The organism is Sphingobacterium bovisgrunnientis (assembly GCF_009829085.1).
Taxonomy (GTDB): Bacteria; Bacteroidota; Bacteroidia; order Sphingobacteriales; family Sphingobacteriaceae; genus Sphingobacterium; species Sphingobacterium bovisgrunnientis.
Genome location: NZ_WUQY01000052.1, coordinates 1 through 16,745, shown reverse-complemented (window position 1 = coordinate 16,745; position 16,745 = coordinate 1). Strand labels below are relative to the sequence as shown.

Here is a 16,745-nt window from a genome sequence, read left to right as displayed (position 1 = left end):
AGCAAAGAAGGCAAAGGTTTTGATTCGCGTTATAGCCAGCGTGGCGTTCAATGGGTTGTCAAAACCGTTTGTAAAAAAGCGGGAATCCTCAAGGAGGTACATACCCATACACTACGCCACAGCTATGCTACGCATTTGTTAGAAGATGGTGTGAATATTCTACAAGTTCAGAAGCTTCTGGGGCATGAACGTGTGGAGAGCACGATGGAGTACCTGCATGTTTGTCAGTTAGCCCAACAAAAAGTCCATAGTCCTCTTGATATCGTTTTTGCTTTATGCAGCCGCACTGGGAAGTCGCCGATGTGCTAGGAAAAGTAGATTTATCCCATCAAAACTTTACGGTTCACCAAGAGAAAACACTAAGAGCTTTAACATTATGTAGAACAGCCGCTTTGGGAGGTCATGTTGATGCATGTGATTCTTGTGGGAACATAAGTATTAGTTACAACAGTTGTCGAAATCGTCATTGTCCGAAATGTCAAGGTCATAAACGTGAAGAATGGATTCAAGCTCGAGAGCAAGATTTATTGCCTTGTTCGTACTATCATTTGGTTTTCACTTTGCCCGATACGCTTAATGGTTTGGCCATCTCACATCCGCATATCATTTACCGCCTGTTGTTTGAAACCACTTGGTCTACCTTATCACAGTTTGGTAAAACCGAAGGATTACAATCGGGTATGATTTCCATTCTGCACACTTGGGGACAAAATCTGAGTTTACATCCGCATTTGCACTGTATTGTTCCAGGTGGAGGTATCGATGAAAATGGGAAGTGGAGAGGTAAAATTAAAGCTGATAAATATATGTTTTCAGTGCTAGCATTGAGTAAAGTCTTTCGGGCTAAATATGTGGCGTTATTGCGTAAAGAGAAACTCACCAACTCTGCTATTAACCAGAGTTTGTTTGAAAAGAATTGGGTAGTGTATGCTAAACGACCATTTGGTGGCCCCAAGCAAGTGATAGAATACTTAGGACGGTATACACATAAGGTAGCTATCAGTAATCATCGGATAAAAAGCGTAAGCCATCAAGAAGTTACGATTAACTACAAAGACTATAAAGATGGAAGTAAAACCAAGGAACTGAAGTTGAAACATGAAGAATTTGCCCGACGTTTTAGCTTGCACATTTTGCCGCGCAGATTTGTTCGTATTCGTCATTACGGTATTTTAAGTAGCCGCTGGAAACGAGGTAAGCTTCAGCAATTACAAGATACGTTAAAAATTACTAGACCCGAAAAAGCAGCCAAAATGCAACATCTTAAATGTCGCTGTTGTCATGAAGGAAACTTGGTTACGATATTGATTTTTGGAAAGAGAGGTCCACCAAAAGATTACCTTCTTGACCATAAACTTGTCCCTGTAAATTAGCTTTTATGGGTAAGGGAACTTGTGTTCAGAAGTGATGGTAATCAGTATAATAAACTGATTATTAATAGTTAAAACCATAAAAAACAAAAAAGCAGGCCTCCACCTGCTCGAATATCTTCTAACCTAAAAATGAAAACTCCATAAAGATAGGTATCCAGTAACCGGTTCCGTTCAACGGGCTTTCATCTCGAGCCCTACGGGCAAGACGAAAGCTTAGTTATTATCTGTAGCTATTTTTTACGTTTTATCTCTACTTATACTAAAAAAGATAATACGTACTGTATTATCCTTTTATTTTTTCTATTAAATTACGATAAAATCTATAAAACACCAAAATGTTTTAGTGCATTCCAGATGCCATCGGAGTCTACATCGTCGGTCGTATAATCAGCAATTTCTTTGACTTCTGGATTGGCATTACCCATCGCTACCCCAATACCTACATGTTTCAGCATGGTGATATCATTACCGCCATCCCCAAAAGCCATTGTATTAGCTCTATCGATTCCAAAGTATTCACAAAATACATCAATACCTACTTGCTTGCTTTGTCCTTGGGGATTTACATCTGCAAAAAGGGGAGACCAGCGTGAAGCCAATGAATTAGGCATTACTTTCTGCATAAATTCCTTTTCTTCCTCTGGACCTAAGAAAATGTTTGTTTGCAAGATGGACGAAGTATCTACTTTTTCCATATCCACCAAAGGAGGTACAGGAAGATTGAGATGCGCATACATACCAGCTATTTCAGGCGTCACATCGTGTATGCTCACTTCTTTTTCGGACATAAATGAAAAACTCAATGGGTTTTCTTTCGCATAGTTCAAGATCGATTGGATATCGTTACAATCTATTGCTTTTTTGAATAGTATTTCGCCTTCTTTACTCAGACAGTAACCCCCATTAAAGGTGATGTAACCATCAAAATTAAGGTAACGAACATGATCAATACTATTTATAGAACGACCAGTAGAAAGAATAGTTTTGATGCCTTTGGCTTGCAATTGTTCGATTGCTTCTTCGGTAGAAGGAGATACTTCGTGAGTCTTGAAACTCAATAAGGTACCATCAATATCGAAAAATACGGCTTGAATGTTTGGGTTTTGCATATAAATGTAATGTGGTTCAAAAGTAAAAAGATATTCTTCAAAATTCAACTTCGAAGGCGCTTTTCGTATCTTTGACGATTCATCAACAGAACAAACATGAGCGTTTTACCCGCATTCTTGACTCAAATCAAAGAAAGTATAGCAAATGAGAGCTTTATCAAACTGTCTTTGGGAAACTACAAAGGCGAAATTGCGCAGCTTAAGAATATCTATGTCAAAGCTGTATTGATAAAGCGTGAACTCAAACTTTCGTTTACCTACCGCTATCAAACACGTGACATTACGAAGAATTTTGAGGTAGAAGCGTGGCAGACGGAGATTGAAAATATGTTGGATTCAACAGGATTTCGTATATGTACGTTATTTACAACTACAGAAAATCGTATTTGTGAGCTTAATGCAAAGCAGGTTTGGTCTGTGAAGTCTGAGAAAGCAACAGCGGTAAAGCCTATAGATCTTTCTCACGATAAGCAAAAGGAACGTAAAGTTGGAGATTCAAACAAAGCGTATTTGAAAGAATTGCGTTTGACGGATGAGCAGGGGAAAGTATACAAAAATGCACAAGATAAGTGGAAACAAATCAACCATTATATCGAACTGTTGAGTACAGAGTTGAACGCTTTGCCTGCTAAGAATTTATTGCGTGTCGTGGACATGGGCGCCGGAAAAGGGTATTTGACCTTTGCATTATACGATTATCTGAACAATGAATTGAATCGTAAAGCCGAAGTCGAAGGGGTAGAATACCGACAAGATTTGGTGGAATTGTGTAATGCGATTGCGCAAAGAAGTGATTTTGATCAGTTGAATTTTGTGCAGGGAACTATTGAGGACTACAAACCTAATTCGGATTTGGATATACTAATCGCTTTGCATGCTTGTGATACGGCGACAGACGATGCCATTTACAAAGGTATTCAGCACAATGCAAATCTTATCGTCGTAGCTCCGTGTTGCCACAAGCAAGTTCGGCGTCAACTCGAACAAGTAAAAGCCAAAAATGATTTGTCTTTTATGACTAAGCACGGCATTTTTTTGGAACGTCATGCCGAAATGTTGACAGATGGCATCCGTTCGTTGATCTTAGAATATTTTGGTTACCAAACTAAAGTTATGCAGTTTATTTCGGATGCGCATACGCCTAAGAATGTGATGATTGTAGCAGTGAATAAAAATATTGATAAAGCAAAACAAGCGGAAATCTTAGCGAAGTTAAAAACCACAAAAGCCTATTTTGGTATTGAATACCATTATTTAGAGAAGATTTGTGGATTATAAAATTATAAAGCCCTTGCTTATTATTTGAGCAAGGGCTTTTTTCTTAAATGCCCTAATATTGGTTGGGCAGATATTGTTTCTTCAAAAAGTATTATAGCTGTATAGAATACAATATTATTGAAGTAATTTATTACTTCAAAAAATCTCTTATTATTTGCAAGCCTTGTACTACATGTTCTGGTGGTAGTCCATGCCCTCCTGAATAGTAGAATTTCTGCACGTCAATATTTTTACTTTTTAATGCTGTTTCAAATTTTTGCGCTTGTGAAATCGGTAATAACCTATCATCTTGTCCATGTAACAACAAGTATTTTGTTGTTGTATTATTTATAAAATTTAAAGGCGAAGCTTGAAAATAGTTTTGTTCCTTGTTTTGTGGTGTACCTCCCAAGAATGCTTCCAGAACTTGTTTAGCTTCCGCATTTCCATCGGTATACAAAGATTTCAGCTCGTAGGCTCCTGATATTCCAATTGTACCTTTGATACGAGGAGAAGGGTTCTTGACAGTATACAATGCTGCTAAATGTGCACCAGCACTACCACCTAAGATATATGTAGCATTACTGTTGATTTGGTAGGATGTAGCATTTTTTAAGATAAAGTCCATAGCCGCTTTGACATCTTGTTCGGCTGCTGGATATTGATTTGCTTCACTAGTGGCTAATCGGTAGTTAAATGAAAATACAGCGATGTCAGGAAATTCTTTTTTTAAATTTTCGATATTATCTCTATTTAGAATTACATCAAAATCTGATTTATCACCACCAATCCAGCCTCCACCATGAATTAAAACGAGAATCTTAGTTTTAGTTGTGTTTCTTCCTGACGGAAGCATGATATCCATTTTATTTCTTTCATGAGGATCATAGCTTATATTCTCTAAAATAATATCTTCATTTGTTGGGTAAGTTATTTCATTTTCGTCTTTACTACAGCTTAATAGTAGCACTGTAAAAATTGGGCATATTAGAAGTAATTTTAGCTTTTTCATAATCGAAAGTTTATAGTGTTCTGTAAATATCTTTCAATTATGATGCCGATATTAATTGTTGGTTAAATTGTTGTTTCAGGATTATTTATTGGAGTTAATGGAGTCTAATGTTCCATATTTCTCGATAATATAAATGGTCGCTGCTTTAAGAGCCCTATCTCTATTTACTGGATGATATCCTGGTCCTGTGAAAAATTCTACTTTATTTTTAACCTTTGAATACCAAATTTTTTTTAAGTCTTTGTCCGTTAAAGTATCTGGTCGTGTGATTTTCCTTAAGGATAATAAAGATTTGTCTTTTACATGGATAATTTCTTGTTCAATATTGCGTTCCCCACAATCGACTGCTATATATTTTTCTCCATCCCAATAGGCGCAGTCATTGTCATTAAATTTATTATATGTTATCAAGCCAATAGGAAGCATGGTCATAATTCCTACTATTGAAGCGATTGATTTTATTTAACCATGAAAAAATATTAATGTTATTTTTATTTATAGGATTTTCTAAATTATCATCTTCTTTCTGTATATCTGGTTCATCAAGCTTTTTTTTATCGGAAATATACGTTTGGCTATTGCATTCCGAAATTTCTGTATTTACTTCTTCTGACTTTTCTATTCTCCATTTGTGATAAGGTCTAGGCTGAAAATCTATTAGTATGGCACTTAATTTAACGATTATTTCACTTGGTTCTTTGGTACTACCAATTAGATAATTTTGAACTGATTTCAATTTGCCTAGATCTGTTCTTTTAATTGCAAATTCGAGACTTTCATACCCTCTTTTTGGGTCGAAAAACTCTTGAAAAATATTCTTATCATCTGTTTCCAATTCATTTTTTAAACAAAGAATAGCATGATCTCGGAGATTAGCAGGAGTGGGGTTTTCCATCCAGGAGGATAGCTTTCCATTCTCTTTTTTTGAAACGTAATCAACAATTACTTCGGATTTAAAACTGTCAAAATAAAACATATTAGGTTATTAATGATGTTAGCTATTATACACATTTATTTTTAGTTGACATATCAAGTCTCCAATTCAAACTAACTATTTTATTGCATCGGAAAAATCGGAAATAGCAGAAATCTCAGAAATGTGTGCATTACAGCGTTTTGTAGCTGAATATATTTGCTTCAAGGAAATCAAGATACATCTATTGATCAGTAAGACATAAAGATATAAAATGGTTTTCAAACGGTAATTGCAATGGTAATTATTTACGAAAAGGGAAGTATAAATGGTTCCCTTTGCACTTACTACTTCCCGCAAAATCAAAAGGCCTTCTGAATTACAAAGTCATAGTCGTGAGGAAACGACTGAGACTAGTTTTTGACCTTTAATTTTTAATACCATGAAAATGATTTTGTTCATAGCCTTGCTATGGAGCACGGGACCAGTATGCAATTTACAAAATGAAAATAATGTAATTCTGACTGATAACAATGAAAATACAGGAGACAAGGGTGCTGTCAGACCTCCGATTCCACCAGTACCACCTATATTACCGATAGGGAATCCTATAATTAGCTAAAAAAATAAGGCAGGTAATTTTACCTGCCTTATTTTTTTTAGCTATATTGTTGATCCAAACATCTAAGAAATCTAGTGTTAAAATCAGTTATTATATTATTTGCCTTTATCCTGTTGATTACTGTTTCTTGCGGTGAGAATCCAACTAAATCAATTCGTAATTCTCCTCATAAAACTGAGATAAATACGAATTACACAATAGCCAATACCTTACTTCAAGAAAATAAATTAGATAGTTCATTTTTTTATTTCGACTTGGCATCTGATGAATTTTTGGAAAAGGGGGATAGCCTTACTGCTGCTACATGTCTTATTCAGATGGCTATTACACTCTTTTTGGAGGGTGATTTTTACGGTTCACAAGAGACATCTATTGAAGCAGATAGGCTGATAAATAAGAGAAATAAGGACCATTATGCACTCTTGGCTTATAATTATAATAATTTGGGGAATGCAATATCGGGTTATGGTGATCATAGTGAGGCAATTAAATATTATGATTTGGCAATTGAATTTGCAACTGATAGTTTGAATACCGCAACATATTCTAATAATAAGGCAGTCACTTTATCCTATGCGAAAAAATTTAAAGAGGCTTATGCAATTTTTGATACCATTCTAAGCTCAAATTTTTCTTCGAAGAATGAATATGCACGTGCACTATCCAATTATGCAAATACAAAATGGCACATAGATGCTACATATAACCCTACTCAAGATTTTCATAAAGCATTAAATATTCGTATTAAAGAGGATGATTTATACGGTATGAATGCGTCTTATGCACATTTGTATCAGTATTATTCAAATAAAAATCTAGACTCGGCTTTATTCTATGCGCAAAGAACATTTCAAATTGCTACAAAATTAAAAAGCGCAAAGGATAAAATTAATGCAGCAGAAAGGTTAGTACAATTAAGTAAAGCGGATTCGGCTAAGTATTATTTTGCTATTTATAAGAATTTAAGTGACAGTGTGCGGATTGCACGTCTCAAAGCGAGCAATCAATATGCGATGATTCGCTATGAAGCCGAAAAGAATAAGACAGAAAACTTTCAATTGCAAAAAGAAATATTGGATAAAGATATCAAAATGATAAGGCATAGATCTATTGCAATTAGTATAATTGCGATTTTCTTAATCAGTTTTGGATTTTTTATTTATCGATACAATAAACGTAGGCAGCAGCTTAAATTAGAAACTGAAGCCAAAATCAAAGAAAATCAACTAAAAACTTCCAAAAAAGTGCATGATGTAGTCGCAAATGGCATCTATCGTGTCATGTCCGAAATAGAGTATAAAGCAGATTTCGATCGCGATGAGCTTTTGGATAGGTTAGAATATATGTACGAAAAGTCAAGAGATATTTCTTACGATACAGATGATATGGAATCAAATAGGTCTTTTGAGAATGAGATAGCTAATCTGATAAAATCGTTTACGCATGAAAAATTAAAATTATTTATCTTAGGTAATGATGACGTACTTTGGAATAAAATTTCAAAAAATATTAAAGAAGAGTTATTATCAATCCTACAAGAGTTGCTTGTAAATATGCGAAAACACAGTGGTGCTAACGAGTTGATTATTAGGTTTGAATTGATTTCTGATAAACTGCATATTCACTACTCTGACAATGGTGTTGGTCTTTTAAAAAATTTTAATAAAGGAAATGGATTGGTTAATACGGGAAACCGTATTGAAAAGTTAGGCGGTACGATTAACTTTGATTTAGAAAGGAAAAACGGGACGCAAATTAACGTGGAAATTCCTTTCTACTAAACTTTACAAGGTTGTATGTTTAAAAAAGTTTTAATTGCAGAAGATCACGAAGTCGCCAATATTTCAGTACAACGTACATTGAATGATTTGGGCGTGCAGGAAGCTAAATATGTATACTATTGTGATGATGCCTTAGCTTGGATTAGCAAAGCATTGCAAGATCAAGCCCCGTATGATGTACTTATAACTGATTTATCTTTTGAAGAAGATAACAATAAGCAACGTATTACAAGCGGAATCGATTTAATTCAAGCGGTAAAAGTGATACAACCAACAATCAAAATATTAGTTTTTTCTGGAGAGAACCGTCCAGTTATAATCAATAAATTATTTAATAATTATGGAATTGATGCTTATGTACGTAAAGCGAGACGTGATGCACAATATTTGAATGAAGCGTTAAAAGCATTAAGAAACGATAAAACGTATGCCTCGCAAGATATTAAACAAATTCTTAAAGAAAAAAATACATTTGAATTTAGTACAGTGGATATTCTAATTGTAAAATACCTTGCTGATGGTGTAAAACAAATGGATATCCCTCATTATTTAAAACAAATGAATGTAAAACCGTCTGGGCTAAGTAGTATAGAAAAACGCCTTAACACCATGCGTGAAGTACTCTCATTTACTAACAACGAACAGCTAGTAGCTTATTGTAAAGACAAAGGTTTTATATAGCTACTAAAAATTTTACTAATCCCTTATTAACTTAAATATCAATAAGAAAGTAGATCGAAAGGTCTACTTTTTTTATTTTATATAAATGTATTGTTTACGGGAAACCGTAAGGAAAGCTGTTGGTTGTAAAGTAGAAAGAAAAGGGGTTGAGTTAGTAAAAAGTTTTATGGAAAAATTGTAAGTTAAGGTATATTTGTACCCAAATGAAAAATATGCTGAGAGTTATTTTACTGTTCATAACGACCTTGCTTGCCTATTGCCAATCCCAGATTAATACTTATTCTACGATTTCATTTGATGAAAAATTCGAAGAGAAAATGTTTACAGATCCAACTATTTTTAAAGTTGATGGTTTTGTAGATGGCGATACATTTTGGGTGTTAAATGCAGATAGTCAGCGCGTAAAAATTCGCCTTATTGGTATTGACGCTCCAGAGAACAAAAATGTTTTTAACAAGAAGAAACATCCTTTTGGAGTCCACGCTAAAGCATATACAGATAGTATCTTAACCAAACATTCTTACCTGAAGTTAGCATTTGATGTGGACTCAATCGATCGTTACGGCAGGACTTTAGCTTATGTATATTTAAATGATGGTACATTTCTCAATGAAGATCTAGTTAAAAATGGTTATGCTACCGTAATGACCATTAGTCCGAACGTTAAGCATGATAAATTATTTTACGAAGCTCAAGTCTTTGCTCGTGAACATAAATTAGGTATTTGGAAGGATTAAAATACAATATTAATCATTTGCTTTAAATCCATAATTTATCTAACTTTCTGAGACATATGGTTAAGGCATTAAAGAATATTCCATTAGAACTCCTGATATGGGTTACTGCGTTTATAATTCTTTATAACCTGAACTTAGAAGAGAATGACTCTACAATATGTCCTGTACATAATCTTGGATTCAAATGGTGTCCTGGTTGTGGATTAGGGAAGTCTATACATCTAGTTTTGCATGGCGAATTTCGGAATTCCTTTGAGATGCATTGGCTTGGGATTCCTGTATGTATAGTCTTATTTTACCGGATTATTCAATTGATAAGATATAAACTTAAATATAAAAATGGCAACTAACGCTTTTATACACCTTGATGGGATTACCAATGAGGAATTGATGAATTTAAATCACATCACAGCAGGTCTCGAAGAATCAAAACTCAGGACTTTTGTTCAAATCTATACTACCAGAAGAAAGAAAGCACAAGATATCTTATTATTTACTTTATTAGGATTAGTCATAATTGCAGGTGTACAACGTTTTGTATTGGGACAGATTGCTATGGGAATACTTTACTTTTTTACAGGAGGATTTTGTCTTATAGGAACTATCGTGGATCTGATAAACCACAAATCCATGACTGAAGAATATAATCTTAAAATGGCTACGGAAGTTTTAGCTGTCGTGAGATAGGTATTTAATTGTTTTAACCTTCATAAAACTCCAGCGGCAATCCATCAGGATCGGCGAAGAAAAGAAATCTTTTTCCCGTGATTTCATCCGTGCGTATAGCTTCTGTGGGGATATTGTTTAGCTGCAGTTCATTGGTTGCTTGCTCGATATCGTTTACTTCAAATGCAAGGTGACGTAAACCTAATGCTTCGGGATAGCTTGGACGTGTCACATAATCAGGAAAAGAAAAAAGCTCAATAATGTATTGACCATTTAGCGCTAAATCTAATTTATAGGAATTACGAGACGCTCGAAAAGTTTCCTTTATGATTTCTAGTCCCAATATCTCGGTGTAGAAATATTTAGATTTTTCGTAATCACGTACAATTAGGGCTATATGGTGTACTTTATTGAGCTTCATATATTTTAGAATAATGTGCCGTTTCCGCCTTTTTTCGGGTCATCTGGTTTTTTTGGTATGGGTAGATTTGTACCTATGGCTTTATTTAATTTTTCAATAAAATGAGCCGCTAAAAGAGGAGATTCCACTTCCACATTTTGGTGTATGAAGAAATATAATTGTTTCAAACCAGCTTCTTTCCATTCCAAAATGGTATCAATCCATTCATCTAATCGCGTGTAATCCGAAGGGTGATTCGCACCAACATAACGAACAAATGCAGTAGGAGTAGTCAATCGCATATGCATCATATCACGTCGACCTGCTGTATCCACCAAAACATTTGTTTTATTGGTCTCTTCTAATACTTTGTAGAATTTTTCTGCTACTTCTGGTTTAAACCATTCTTCATTGCGCACTTCAACTGCTAGCGGATAACCTTTTGGAAAATCTTTTAAAAACTTTTCAAGTCTATCAAAATCCTTTGGCTTAAAGTTATCAATCATCTGAAGAAAAGCCATCCCGAATTTATCTTCAAATAATGCTGTAGAATCGACAAATTCTTTGATTTTTTCGTCGGTATTAAGCAATCTCGAAAAATGGCTAATAGATTGTGGGATTTTTGGAAAAAACTTGAAATCTTTAGGCGTCTTATCTCGCCAAGTTTCCACTTGCTGTTTGTTTGGTGAATTATAGAAAGTGGCATTTAATTCGATTGAATTAAATTGCGTAGAATAATATGCCAATTCATCTTTTGTGCCTCTCGGATAGAAACCCTTTAAATCGGTTTTATTCCATTTGGCACATCCTACATACACTTCCATAGGATTATTATCCTTGTTTTCGTTTAATAATTTAATTGTCTCTGGAGGTGTTGGCGGAATTGTAAAATCTATGATCGATGGATCAGGTACTTGTCCGAATTTCATATCTCAAATATTTATCTAAATATAGGTTAAAGCTTTTTGATATTCAAAATCACATCGATATTCTTGTATTTTGCTCATCTTATTGCACTTTTTCTCATAGAAAAATTTTATTTGAGTTTTCGGAAACAATCTAATCGTTAAGCTAGTTATATTCCTAGATATTATTTATATTGATTGAAGTAAGACAATATCTATGTATAAAAGCAGTTTCATTAATTTTTTAAAGTACGAGAAGCGTTATTCAGCACATACCATTACGGCCTATGATACCGAAGTACAATCGTATTTAGATTTTTTGGAAGCTGAAAACATCTCATTTGCTGATGTTGATTACAAATTTTGTCGCTACTATTTTGCTTCAATGCGTGAGAATGGTAAAACAGCCTCCTCAGTTAATCGTGCTATTTCTGTTATCAAATCATATTACAAATACTTGCAACGTGAATCATTGTCACCAACAAACCCTGTTCATTTAATTAAAGCACTGAAAGTTGGAAAGAATTTACCTGTAGTAGTTGAAAAGGAGAAAATGACATTGTTATTGGAGCAGATGGAAGAAATGGATGATTCATTTGAGAATAATCGAGATTTCATCATTGTAGAACTGCTGTTCGGAACAGGTATTCGTCTGGCAGAATTATTAGAAATAAAAGAAAGAGATATTGATTTTTATAATAAAAAAATCCTTATATTAGGTAAAAGGAACAAATTAAGGTTTGTTCCTATGTATTCTTCATTGATTCATGAACTTAAACTGTATTTAGACAAAAAAAGAGAAAGTAAATTACAAAATAATTCTGAGCATTTGATCGTTACTAAAGAAGGCAAGAAAGCGTATCCTAAACTAGTATATCGTGTAGTAAATAAATATCTAACTATGATAACATCGCAAAAAAAGAGAAGTCCTCATATACTTAGACACAGTTTTGCTACATCACTGCTAGATAATGGTGCTGATCTGAACGCGATCAAAGAATTATTAGGACATGCAGGATTGTCTGCGACGCAGATATATACACACAATTCTGTAGAGCGATTAAAAAACATTTATAAACAAGCACATCCAAAAGCTTAAAAAAAGGAGGAAAACATGAACGTAACTGTGCAATCAATTAAATTCGATGCGGATCAAAAATTGATCGATTTTATCAAAAGAAAAACTAGTAAACTAGAACAATTTTTGGATAATATTATCGAAGGGGTATGTTACTTACGACTAGAAAATGTAGAAGATGAAGCTAACAAAGTTGTGGAATTAAAATTTAATATTCCAGGATCTCAATTATTCGCTAAAGCTCAAGCGAAAAGCTTCGAAGAGGCAACCGATGTTGCCGTAGAATCCTTACGTAGACAGATAAATAAACATAAAACGAAGACACGTACAGCAGTAAGTAATCACAAAGAGCTTCTTTCAGAAGAGGAAGAGTTTTAGGTTTATTTTCTTTTAAAATAGAAAAGGGATGTTGCGAAACATCCCTTTTTATTTGCTGTAAACATAAGTTAGTCTACCTAATCTAATATCTCCCGTGCTTGGCGGACAAAGATGCATACCTGAATTAAGACAAACTTTCTGCGAAGCTATATTTTCTTTATACATTCTAGCAATTACCTTTCGCGCATTTAGGAAGTTAATACAGTATTTGATAAGCATCAAACATATTACTGTTCCAAAACCTTTTCCCCAAAAACTATTATGAAGTATAAATCCAATTTCATATACATCTGCTTGTGTAGAACTAAAAATTGAGGCTTCTCCTATAAATTCATTTTCATGTGTTTTGACAACATGTATACCTATAGTATCATTCTGAAACTTTTTTATTTTAGCTTCAACAGATTGAATATTCCAAATTTGTGAAGAATTCGGAATAAATTAGTATATAAATCTCTTATTGAAATTAAGTCTTCATTTGTAGGAGGCGATATTTTAAATAAACTGTTTTCAATAAACATCACATTCTAACCTAAGGCAACATCCAATGTCATCATCACAATAAATCCTCCAATAAATCCTATTGTTGCGAGATCAGAACTTTTATTTTGTTGCGACTCAGGGATAACTTCTTCAATAACAACAAAAATCATTGCGCCCGCTGCAAAGGATAATGCATATGGTAGAATTGGAGAAAAGAAAGTGACGGCTAAAGCACCTACCACACCCGCAATTGGTTCGACAATTGCCGAAGCTTGTCCATAAAAGAAACTTTTACGTCTTGATAATCCCATTCTACGTAAGGGCATCGCAACAGCTATACCTTCTGGGAAGTTCTGTAATCCTATTCCTACAGCTAAGGCTACAGCACCAGCAATACTCGCTTCAGGAATTCCTGCAGCAACACCCCCAAAGAGTACACCTACAGCCAACCCTTCGGGAATATTATGTAGGGTTATTGCAAGTATCATAAGTGTGGTTTTTTGCCATGGTGTTTTCACACCTTCCACTTTTTGAAAATTAACGTGCAAATGGGGTAAAACTTTATCAATACTGTATAAGAACGCCGCACCAAGAAGAAACCCTATTACTGATGGCATCACTTGCGTAAACCCCGTACCTTCACTCATATCTATGGCAGGAATTAGCAAACTCCAAACACTCGCTGCAACCATCACACCGCCTGTAAATCCAAGCATAGTGTCCATTATATTTTTATTGTAACCTTTGAAGAAGAAAACAAATGAAGATCCTAAGGCAGTAACAAGCCAAGTGAATAGCGTAGCATACAAAGCTGCGGTAATGGGATTAATGCTTTCTAAATAAGTTATAATTGAATCTAGCATTTATTTCGTTTTCAATATGTGTATTACGACCATAAAGATACAATTCAAGCTTAAAAAAATAAAAATGTTATAAATTTTATGGAGAATACGAAGGATTTAAATAGAAATCCCTTTCAAACGAGGATTGAAAGGGATTTCTATTTAGATTTTTTTCTTAGTTAAGAACAAATTTTACTTCTTTGTCTGCCACCTTTAATTGGAATTCACCAGACTCTAAAATACGTTTTCCTTTTGAGTCGGGAAAAGATAAATCGCGCATAGGGTCTATTTCAAAAGTGAACGTAACTGTTTCTCCTGATTTTACTTCTTTTTTCTCAAAATATTTAAGTTCTTTAACTGGTCTTGAAATAGATGCATGTGGATCTCTGATAAACCAATGTACTGTTTCTAATCCATTACGTAAACCTGAATTTTTTACAGTTACAGATGCAATCAGCTTGTCTGTTTTGTTTATGACATCTTTAGATAATTTAATGTCACTGTATTCATATTTCGTATAACTTAAGCCATGGGCAAATGGGTATAATGGACCTTGTTGAACATCTTGATACTGCCCCTGATATACGCGTGCAGATTGTCTATGATTATAGTAAATTGGGATTTGTCCAGTAGAATAGGGGAAAGTAATTGGTAATTTTCCAGAAGGATTTATTCTACCTGAAATAATTCCCGCCAATGGAGCACTACCAGCAGTACCAGGTTGCCATACAGCAATAATACCATCTACCAATGGTTCGATACGGGATAATTCAACGGGTCTTCCACTTGATAATACTAACACTATTTTTTTTCCAGCAGTAGCCAAATGTTTCACTAAATCCTCTTGAATTCCAGGTAATGCAAGGTTAGCGCGTGAAGCGTTTTCTCCGCTCCACCCTGATTTTTCACCTAAATACAAAACAACTACATCTGAATTGATTGCTGCTTGGTATGCCGCATCAAATTCTGATTTTTCATTACCTTCAAAATCACAACCACGAACGTATTCAAACTTAACTTTATCACCAAACTCTTTTAGAATACCATCATAGAATGGCGTAACATCTTTGGTCTTTCCAAATGCTCTCCATGAACCCATTACATGATCATTATCTTTAGCAAATGGACCGATTAAGGCAATTTTTTTTGCATCCACTAACGGTAAAATTTGATTCTTATTCTTTAATAGAACCATAGTTTCTTCGGCATATTTCTCAACTGTCTTGATATCTTCTGGCAATAAGAATCTTTTTTCGTCAGGAAGAATATTAACAAATGGTTTTTCAAATAATCCTAATTCAAATTTTAATTTCAAAATGCGACGTCCTGCCTCATCAATTTGTGCAATAGAAATTTCTTTTCTTTAATTAGGTCTTCCAAATGTCGGCCATACAAATTGTCTACCATATCGACATCTGTTCCTGCCGCAAAAGCTTTATAAGCGGCTTCTTTATCATCTTTTGCAACTCCTTGACTTTTCAATTGGTCGATACCGTACCAGTCCGAAACAATTAATCCACTAAAACCGAGTTGTGTACGTAATACATCTTTTAACCAGTGCACGTTGGCCGTGGAAGGTATACCGTTAATATCAATAAATGAACTCATGACTGTAGCAGCTCCTGCATTGACAGTTGCAATGTAGGGTGGCATATATGTTTCCCAGATTGCTTGGTCTGAGATGTCCGTATATACATAATCGCGTCCACCTTCACTTCGACTGTAGCCTTTATAATGTTTTAAACAGGCAGCTACATGAAGACTGTCGTAGGGTTGTGTTCCTTGATAACCTAAAATTGTTGCTACGCCGAATTGCGCATTGGTATAAGGGTCTTCACCATACCCTTCTGACACACGACCCCAACGATGATCGTAAGCAACATCAATCATCGGTGAGAATGTCCATTCTATACCACCTAATCTTGATTCTTTCGCAGCAATCGCTGAAGCTTTTTTCGCTAATGCTAGATTCCACGAGGCTGCTTGACCAAGTGGAATAGGATAAATGGTTTTGTAACCATGGATAACATCGAAAGCGAATAAAATTGGAATACCTAATTTGGATTCTTCCACTGCTTTTTTCTGTATTTTATTTCTAAATACAGGATCTGAACTTGAAAAAATCAATGAACCTATTTCTGGTGAGAGCTCGTTCACAGATTTTTCAATATTATTTGGGTTGTCGTTGTCTCCTTCGGTATGCTGATTTAGTTGCATGATTTTCTCTTTGAGCGTCATACGTTTCAATAGATTATCTAGACGTTTTTGAACAGGAGCTTTAGCATTTTTGTATAGTTCTTGTGCATTTACGTTATGAATAAATAAAAATGACACAAACAAAAAGCATACTGGTTTTAGGTGATTTAATCTCATTAAATTACAAATGGTTAATTTATATTAAAATTACAGTTTATTTAACTCGCTAAAATAGGGATCATGTACAAAACCTGTGGACTAAGCAAATAACTTAGTCAATCTGAATAAGAAAAAATTGATATCACGAACCCC

General features: G+C 34.5%; 20 protein-coding genes. 10 read left to right on the top strand and 10 right to left on the bottom strand.

Annotated features, from left to right (window positions below):
- A partial coding sequence (locus tag GOQ16_RS16530) for a tyrosine-type recombinase/integrase (protein ID WP_160070307.1) occupies positions 1-309 on the top strand: 309 nt, incomplete at its 5' end.
- Positions 276-1,373 carry an IS91 family transposase gene (locus tag GOQ16_RS16525; protein WP_160070306.1) on the top strand — a complete coding sequence of 366 codons (1,098 nt, stop codon included), beginning with the start codon at positions 276-278 and terminating at the stop codon, positions 1,371-1,373. The genes GOQ16_RS16530 and GOQ16_RS16525, both read left to right, overlap by 34 nt.
- 320 nt (positions 1,374-1,693) lie before the next feature.
- On the opposite strand, the gene GOQ16_RS16520 is transcribed toward GOQ16_RS16525, so the two are convergent.
- The gene (locus tag GOQ16_RS16520; RefSeq protein ID WP_160070305.1) at positions 1,694-2,482 is read right to left on the bottom strand and encodes a Cof-type HAD-IIB family hydrolase; all 789 of its coding nucleotides are present in this window, start codon (positions 2,480-2,482) and stop codon (positions 1,694-1,696) included.
- Positions 2,483-2,578: 96 nt separating this feature from the next.
- Between GOQ16_RS16520 and GOQ16_RS16515 the strand changes: the two genes are divergently transcribed.
- Entirely contained in the window at positions 2,579-3,760 is a 1,182-nt protein-coding gene (locus GOQ16_RS16515) for a class I SAM-dependent methyltransferase (protein WP_160070304.1), read from the top strand.
- Positions 3,761-3,890: 130 nt separating this feature from the next.
- On the opposite strand, the gene GOQ16_RS16510 is transcribed toward GOQ16_RS16515, so the two are convergent.
- The 3 genes from GOQ16_RS16510 to GOQ16_RS16500 all read right to left on the bottom strand — a co-directional run bounded on the left by GOQ16_RS16510 (position 3,891) and on the right by GOQ16_RS16500 (position 5,727).
- Positions 3,891-4,751, bottom strand: a complete 861-nt coding sequence (locus GOQ16_RS16510) for an alpha/beta hydrolase (protein ID WP_160070303.1) — start codon at positions 4,749-4,751, stop codon at positions 3,891-3,893.
- A gap of 81 nt (positions 4,752-4,832) precedes the next feature.
- Positions 4,833-5,183 (bottom strand): hypothetical protein, encoded by a 351-nt coding sequence (locus GOQ16_RS16505; protein WP_160070302.1) that lies wholly within the window; start codon positions 5,181-5,183, stop codon positions 4,833-4,835.
- Entirely contained in the window at positions 5,149-5,727 is a 579-nt protein-coding gene (locus GOQ16_RS16500) for a hypothetical protein (protein ID WP_160070301.1), read from the bottom strand. Before GOQ16_RS16500 ends, GOQ16_RS16505 begins: the two co-directional genes overlap by 35 nt.
- Positions 5,728-6,360: 633 nt before the next feature.
- Between GOQ16_RS16500 and GOQ16_RS16495 the strand changes: the two genes are divergently transcribed.
- The 5 genes from GOQ16_RS16495 to GOQ16_RS16475 all read left to right on the top strand — a co-directional run bounded on the left by GOQ16_RS16495 (position 6,361) and on the right by GOQ16_RS16475 (position 10,172).
- Positions 6,361-8,067 (top strand): ATP-binding protein, encoded by a 1,707-nt coding sequence (locus GOQ16_RS16495; protein ID WP_160070300.1) that lies wholly within the window; start codon positions 6,361-6,363, stop codon positions 8,065-8,067.
- 15 nt (positions 8,068-8,082) lie between these two features.
- Positions 8,083-8,748 carry a response regulator gene (locus GOQ16_RS16490; protein WP_160070299.1) on the top strand — a complete coding sequence of 222 codons (666 nt, stop codon included), beginning with the start codon at positions 8,083-8,085 and terminating at the stop codon, positions 8,746-8,748.
- A 212-nt stretch (positions 8,749-8,960) separates the two neighbouring features.
- Entirely contained in the window at positions 8,961-9,485 is a 525-nt protein-coding gene (locus tag GOQ16_RS16485) for a thermonuclease family protein (protein WP_160070298.1), read from the top strand.
- A 56-nt stretch (positions 9,486-9,541) separates the two neighbouring features.
- Positions 9,542-9,835: a DUF2752 domain-containing protein gene (locus GOQ16_RS16480; protein WP_160070297.1), complete on the top strand. Its 294-nt coding sequence runs from the start codon at positions 9,542-9,544 to the stop codon at positions 9,833-9,835.
- Positions 9,825-10,172 carry a TM2 domain-containing protein gene (locus GOQ16_RS16475; RefSeq protein WP_160070296.1) on the top strand — a complete coding sequence of 116 codons (348 nt, stop codon included), beginning with the start codon at positions 9,825-9,827 and terminating at the stop codon, positions 10,170-10,172. Before GOQ16_RS16480 ends, GOQ16_RS16475 begins: the two co-directional genes overlap by 11 nt.
- A 13-nt stretch (positions 10,173-10,185) precedes the next feature.
- Here GOQ16_RS16475 and gloA2 read toward each other — a convergent pair whose 3' ends face one another.
- Entirely contained in the window at positions 10,186-10,572 is a 387-nt protein-coding gene (gloA2, locus tag GOQ16_RS16470; protein WP_160070295.1) for an SMU1112c/YaeR family gloxylase I-like metalloprotein, read from the bottom strand.
- A 5-nt stretch (positions 10,573-10,577) separates the two neighbouring features.
- Positions 10,578-11,480: a DUF72 domain-containing protein gene (locus tag GOQ16_RS16465; protein WP_160070294.1), complete on the bottom strand. Its 903-nt coding sequence runs from the start codon at positions 11,478-11,480 to the stop codon at positions 10,578-10,580.
- A gap of 193 nt (positions 11,481-11,673) precedes the next feature.
- On the opposite strand from GOQ16_RS16465, the gene GOQ16_RS16460 reads away from it, so the two are divergent.
- Positions 11,674-12,555, top strand: coding sequence for a tyrosine-type recombinase/integrase (locus tag GOQ16_RS16460; protein ID WP_160070293.1), 882 nt, complete (start codon positions 11,674-11,676; stop codon positions 12,553-12,555).
- Positions 12,556-12,570: 15 nt separating this feature from the next.
- Positions 12,571-12,912 carry a ribosome hibernation-promoting factor, HPF/YfiA family gene (gene hpf, locus GOQ16_RS16455; protein ID WP_149913478.1) on the top strand — a complete coding sequence of 114 codons (342 nt, stop codon included), beginning with the start codon at positions 12,571-12,573 and terminating at the stop codon, positions 12,910-12,912.
- Positions 12,913-12,960: 48 nt separating this feature from the next.
- Here the strand turns inward: hpf and GOQ16_RS18225 are convergent, their stop codons facing one another.
- The 4 genes from GOQ16_RS18225 to GOQ16_RS17725 all read right to left on the bottom strand — a co-directional run bounded on the left by GOQ16_RS18225 (position 12,961) and on the right by GOQ16_RS17725 (position 16,610).
- Positions 12,961-13,323 carry a GNAT family N-acetyltransferase gene (locus tag GOQ16_RS18225; RefSeq protein WP_369073904.1) on the bottom strand — a complete coding sequence of 121 codons (363 nt, stop codon included), beginning with the start codon at positions 13,321-13,323 and terminating at the stop codon, positions 12,961-12,963.
- 116 nt (positions 13,324-13,439) lie between these two features.
- A complete protein-coding gene (locus GOQ16_RS16445; protein ID WP_160070292.1) occupies positions 13,440-14,258 on the bottom strand; it encodes a ZIP family metal transporter in 819 nt (272 codons plus the stop codon).
- Positions 14,259-14,412: 154 nt separating this feature from the next.
- Positions 14,413-15,552, bottom strand: coding sequence for a glycoside hydrolase family 3 C-terminal domain-containing protein (locus tag GOQ16_RS17730; RefSeq protein WP_204987508.1), 1,140 nt, complete (start codon positions 15,550-15,552; stop codon positions 14,413-14,415).
- The gene (locus GOQ16_RS17725) at positions 15,549-16,610 is read right to left on the bottom strand and encodes a glycoside hydrolase family 3 protein (protein ID WP_204987507.1); all 1,062 of its coding nucleotides are present in this window, start codon (positions 16,608-16,610) and stop codon (positions 15,549-15,551) included. The genes GOQ16_RS17730 and GOQ16_RS17725 overlap by 4 nt, the downstream gene beginning before the upstream one ends.
- Positions 16,611-16,745: the final 135 nt, after the last annotated feature.

Bases quoted from the DNA above. Each gene is read 5' to 3' on its own strand.
- GOQ16_RS16525 (WP_160070306.1), top strand. From the start codon at position 276: ATGCAGCCGCACTGGGAAGTCGCCGATGTGCTAGGAAAAGTAGATTTA.
- GOQ16_RS16520 (WP_160070305.1), bottom strand. From the start codon at position 2,482: ATGCAAAACCCAAACATTCAAGCCGTATTTTTCGATATTGATGGTACC.
- GOQ16_RS16515 (WP_160070304.1), top strand. From the start codon at position 2,579: ATGAGCGTTTTACCCGCATTCTTGACTCAAATCAAAGAAAGTATAGCA.
- GOQ16_RS16510 (WP_160070303.1), bottom strand. From the start codon at position 4,751: ATGAAAAAGCTAAAATTACTTCTAATATGCCCAATTTTTACAGTGCTA.
- GOQ16_RS16505 (WP_160070302.1), bottom strand. From the start codon at position 5,183: ATGACCATGCTTCCTATTGGCTTGATAACATATAATAAATTTAATGAC.
- GOQ16_RS16500 (WP_160070301.1), bottom strand. From the start codon at position 5,727: ATGTTTTATTTTGACAGTTTTAAATCCGAAGTAATTGTTGATTACGTT.
- GOQ16_RS16490 (WP_160070299.1), top strand. From the start codon at position 8,083: ATGTTTAAAAAAGTTTTAATTGCAGAAGATCACGAAGTCGCCAATATT.
- GOQ16_RS16485 (WP_160070298.1), top strand. From the start codon at position 8,961: ATGCTGAGAGTTATTTTACTGTTCATAACGACCTTGCTTGCCTATTGC.
- GOQ16_RS16480 (WP_160070297.1), top strand. From the start codon at position 9,542: ATGGTTAAGGCATTAAAGAATATTCCATTAGAACTCCTGATATGGGTT.
- GOQ16_RS16475 (WP_160070296.1), top strand. From the start codon at position 9,825: ATGGCAACTAACGCTTTTATACACCTTGATGGGATTACCAATGAGGAA.
- gloA2 (WP_160070295.1), bottom strand. From the start codon at position 10,572: ATGAAGCTCAATAAAGTACACCATATAGCCCTAATTGTACGTGATTAC.
- GOQ16_RS16465 (WP_160070294.1), bottom strand. From the start codon at position 11,480: ATGAAATTCGGACAAGTACCTGATCCATCGATCATAGATTTTACAATT.
- GOQ16_RS16460 (WP_160070293.1), top strand. From the start codon at position 11,674: ATGTATAAAAGCAGTTTCATTAATTTTTTAAAGTACGAGAAGCGTTAT.
- hpf (WP_149913478.1), top strand. From the start codon at position 12,571: ATGAACGTAACTGTGCAATCAATTAAATTCGATGCGGATCAAAAATTG.
- GOQ16_RS16445 (WP_160070292.1), bottom strand. From the start codon at position 14,258: ATGCTAGATTCAATTATAACTTATTTAGAAAGCATTAATCCCATTACC.
- GOQ16_RS17725 (WP_204987507.1), bottom strand. From the start codon at position 16,610: ATGAGATTAAATCACCTAAAACCAGTATGCTTTTTGTTTGTGTCATTT.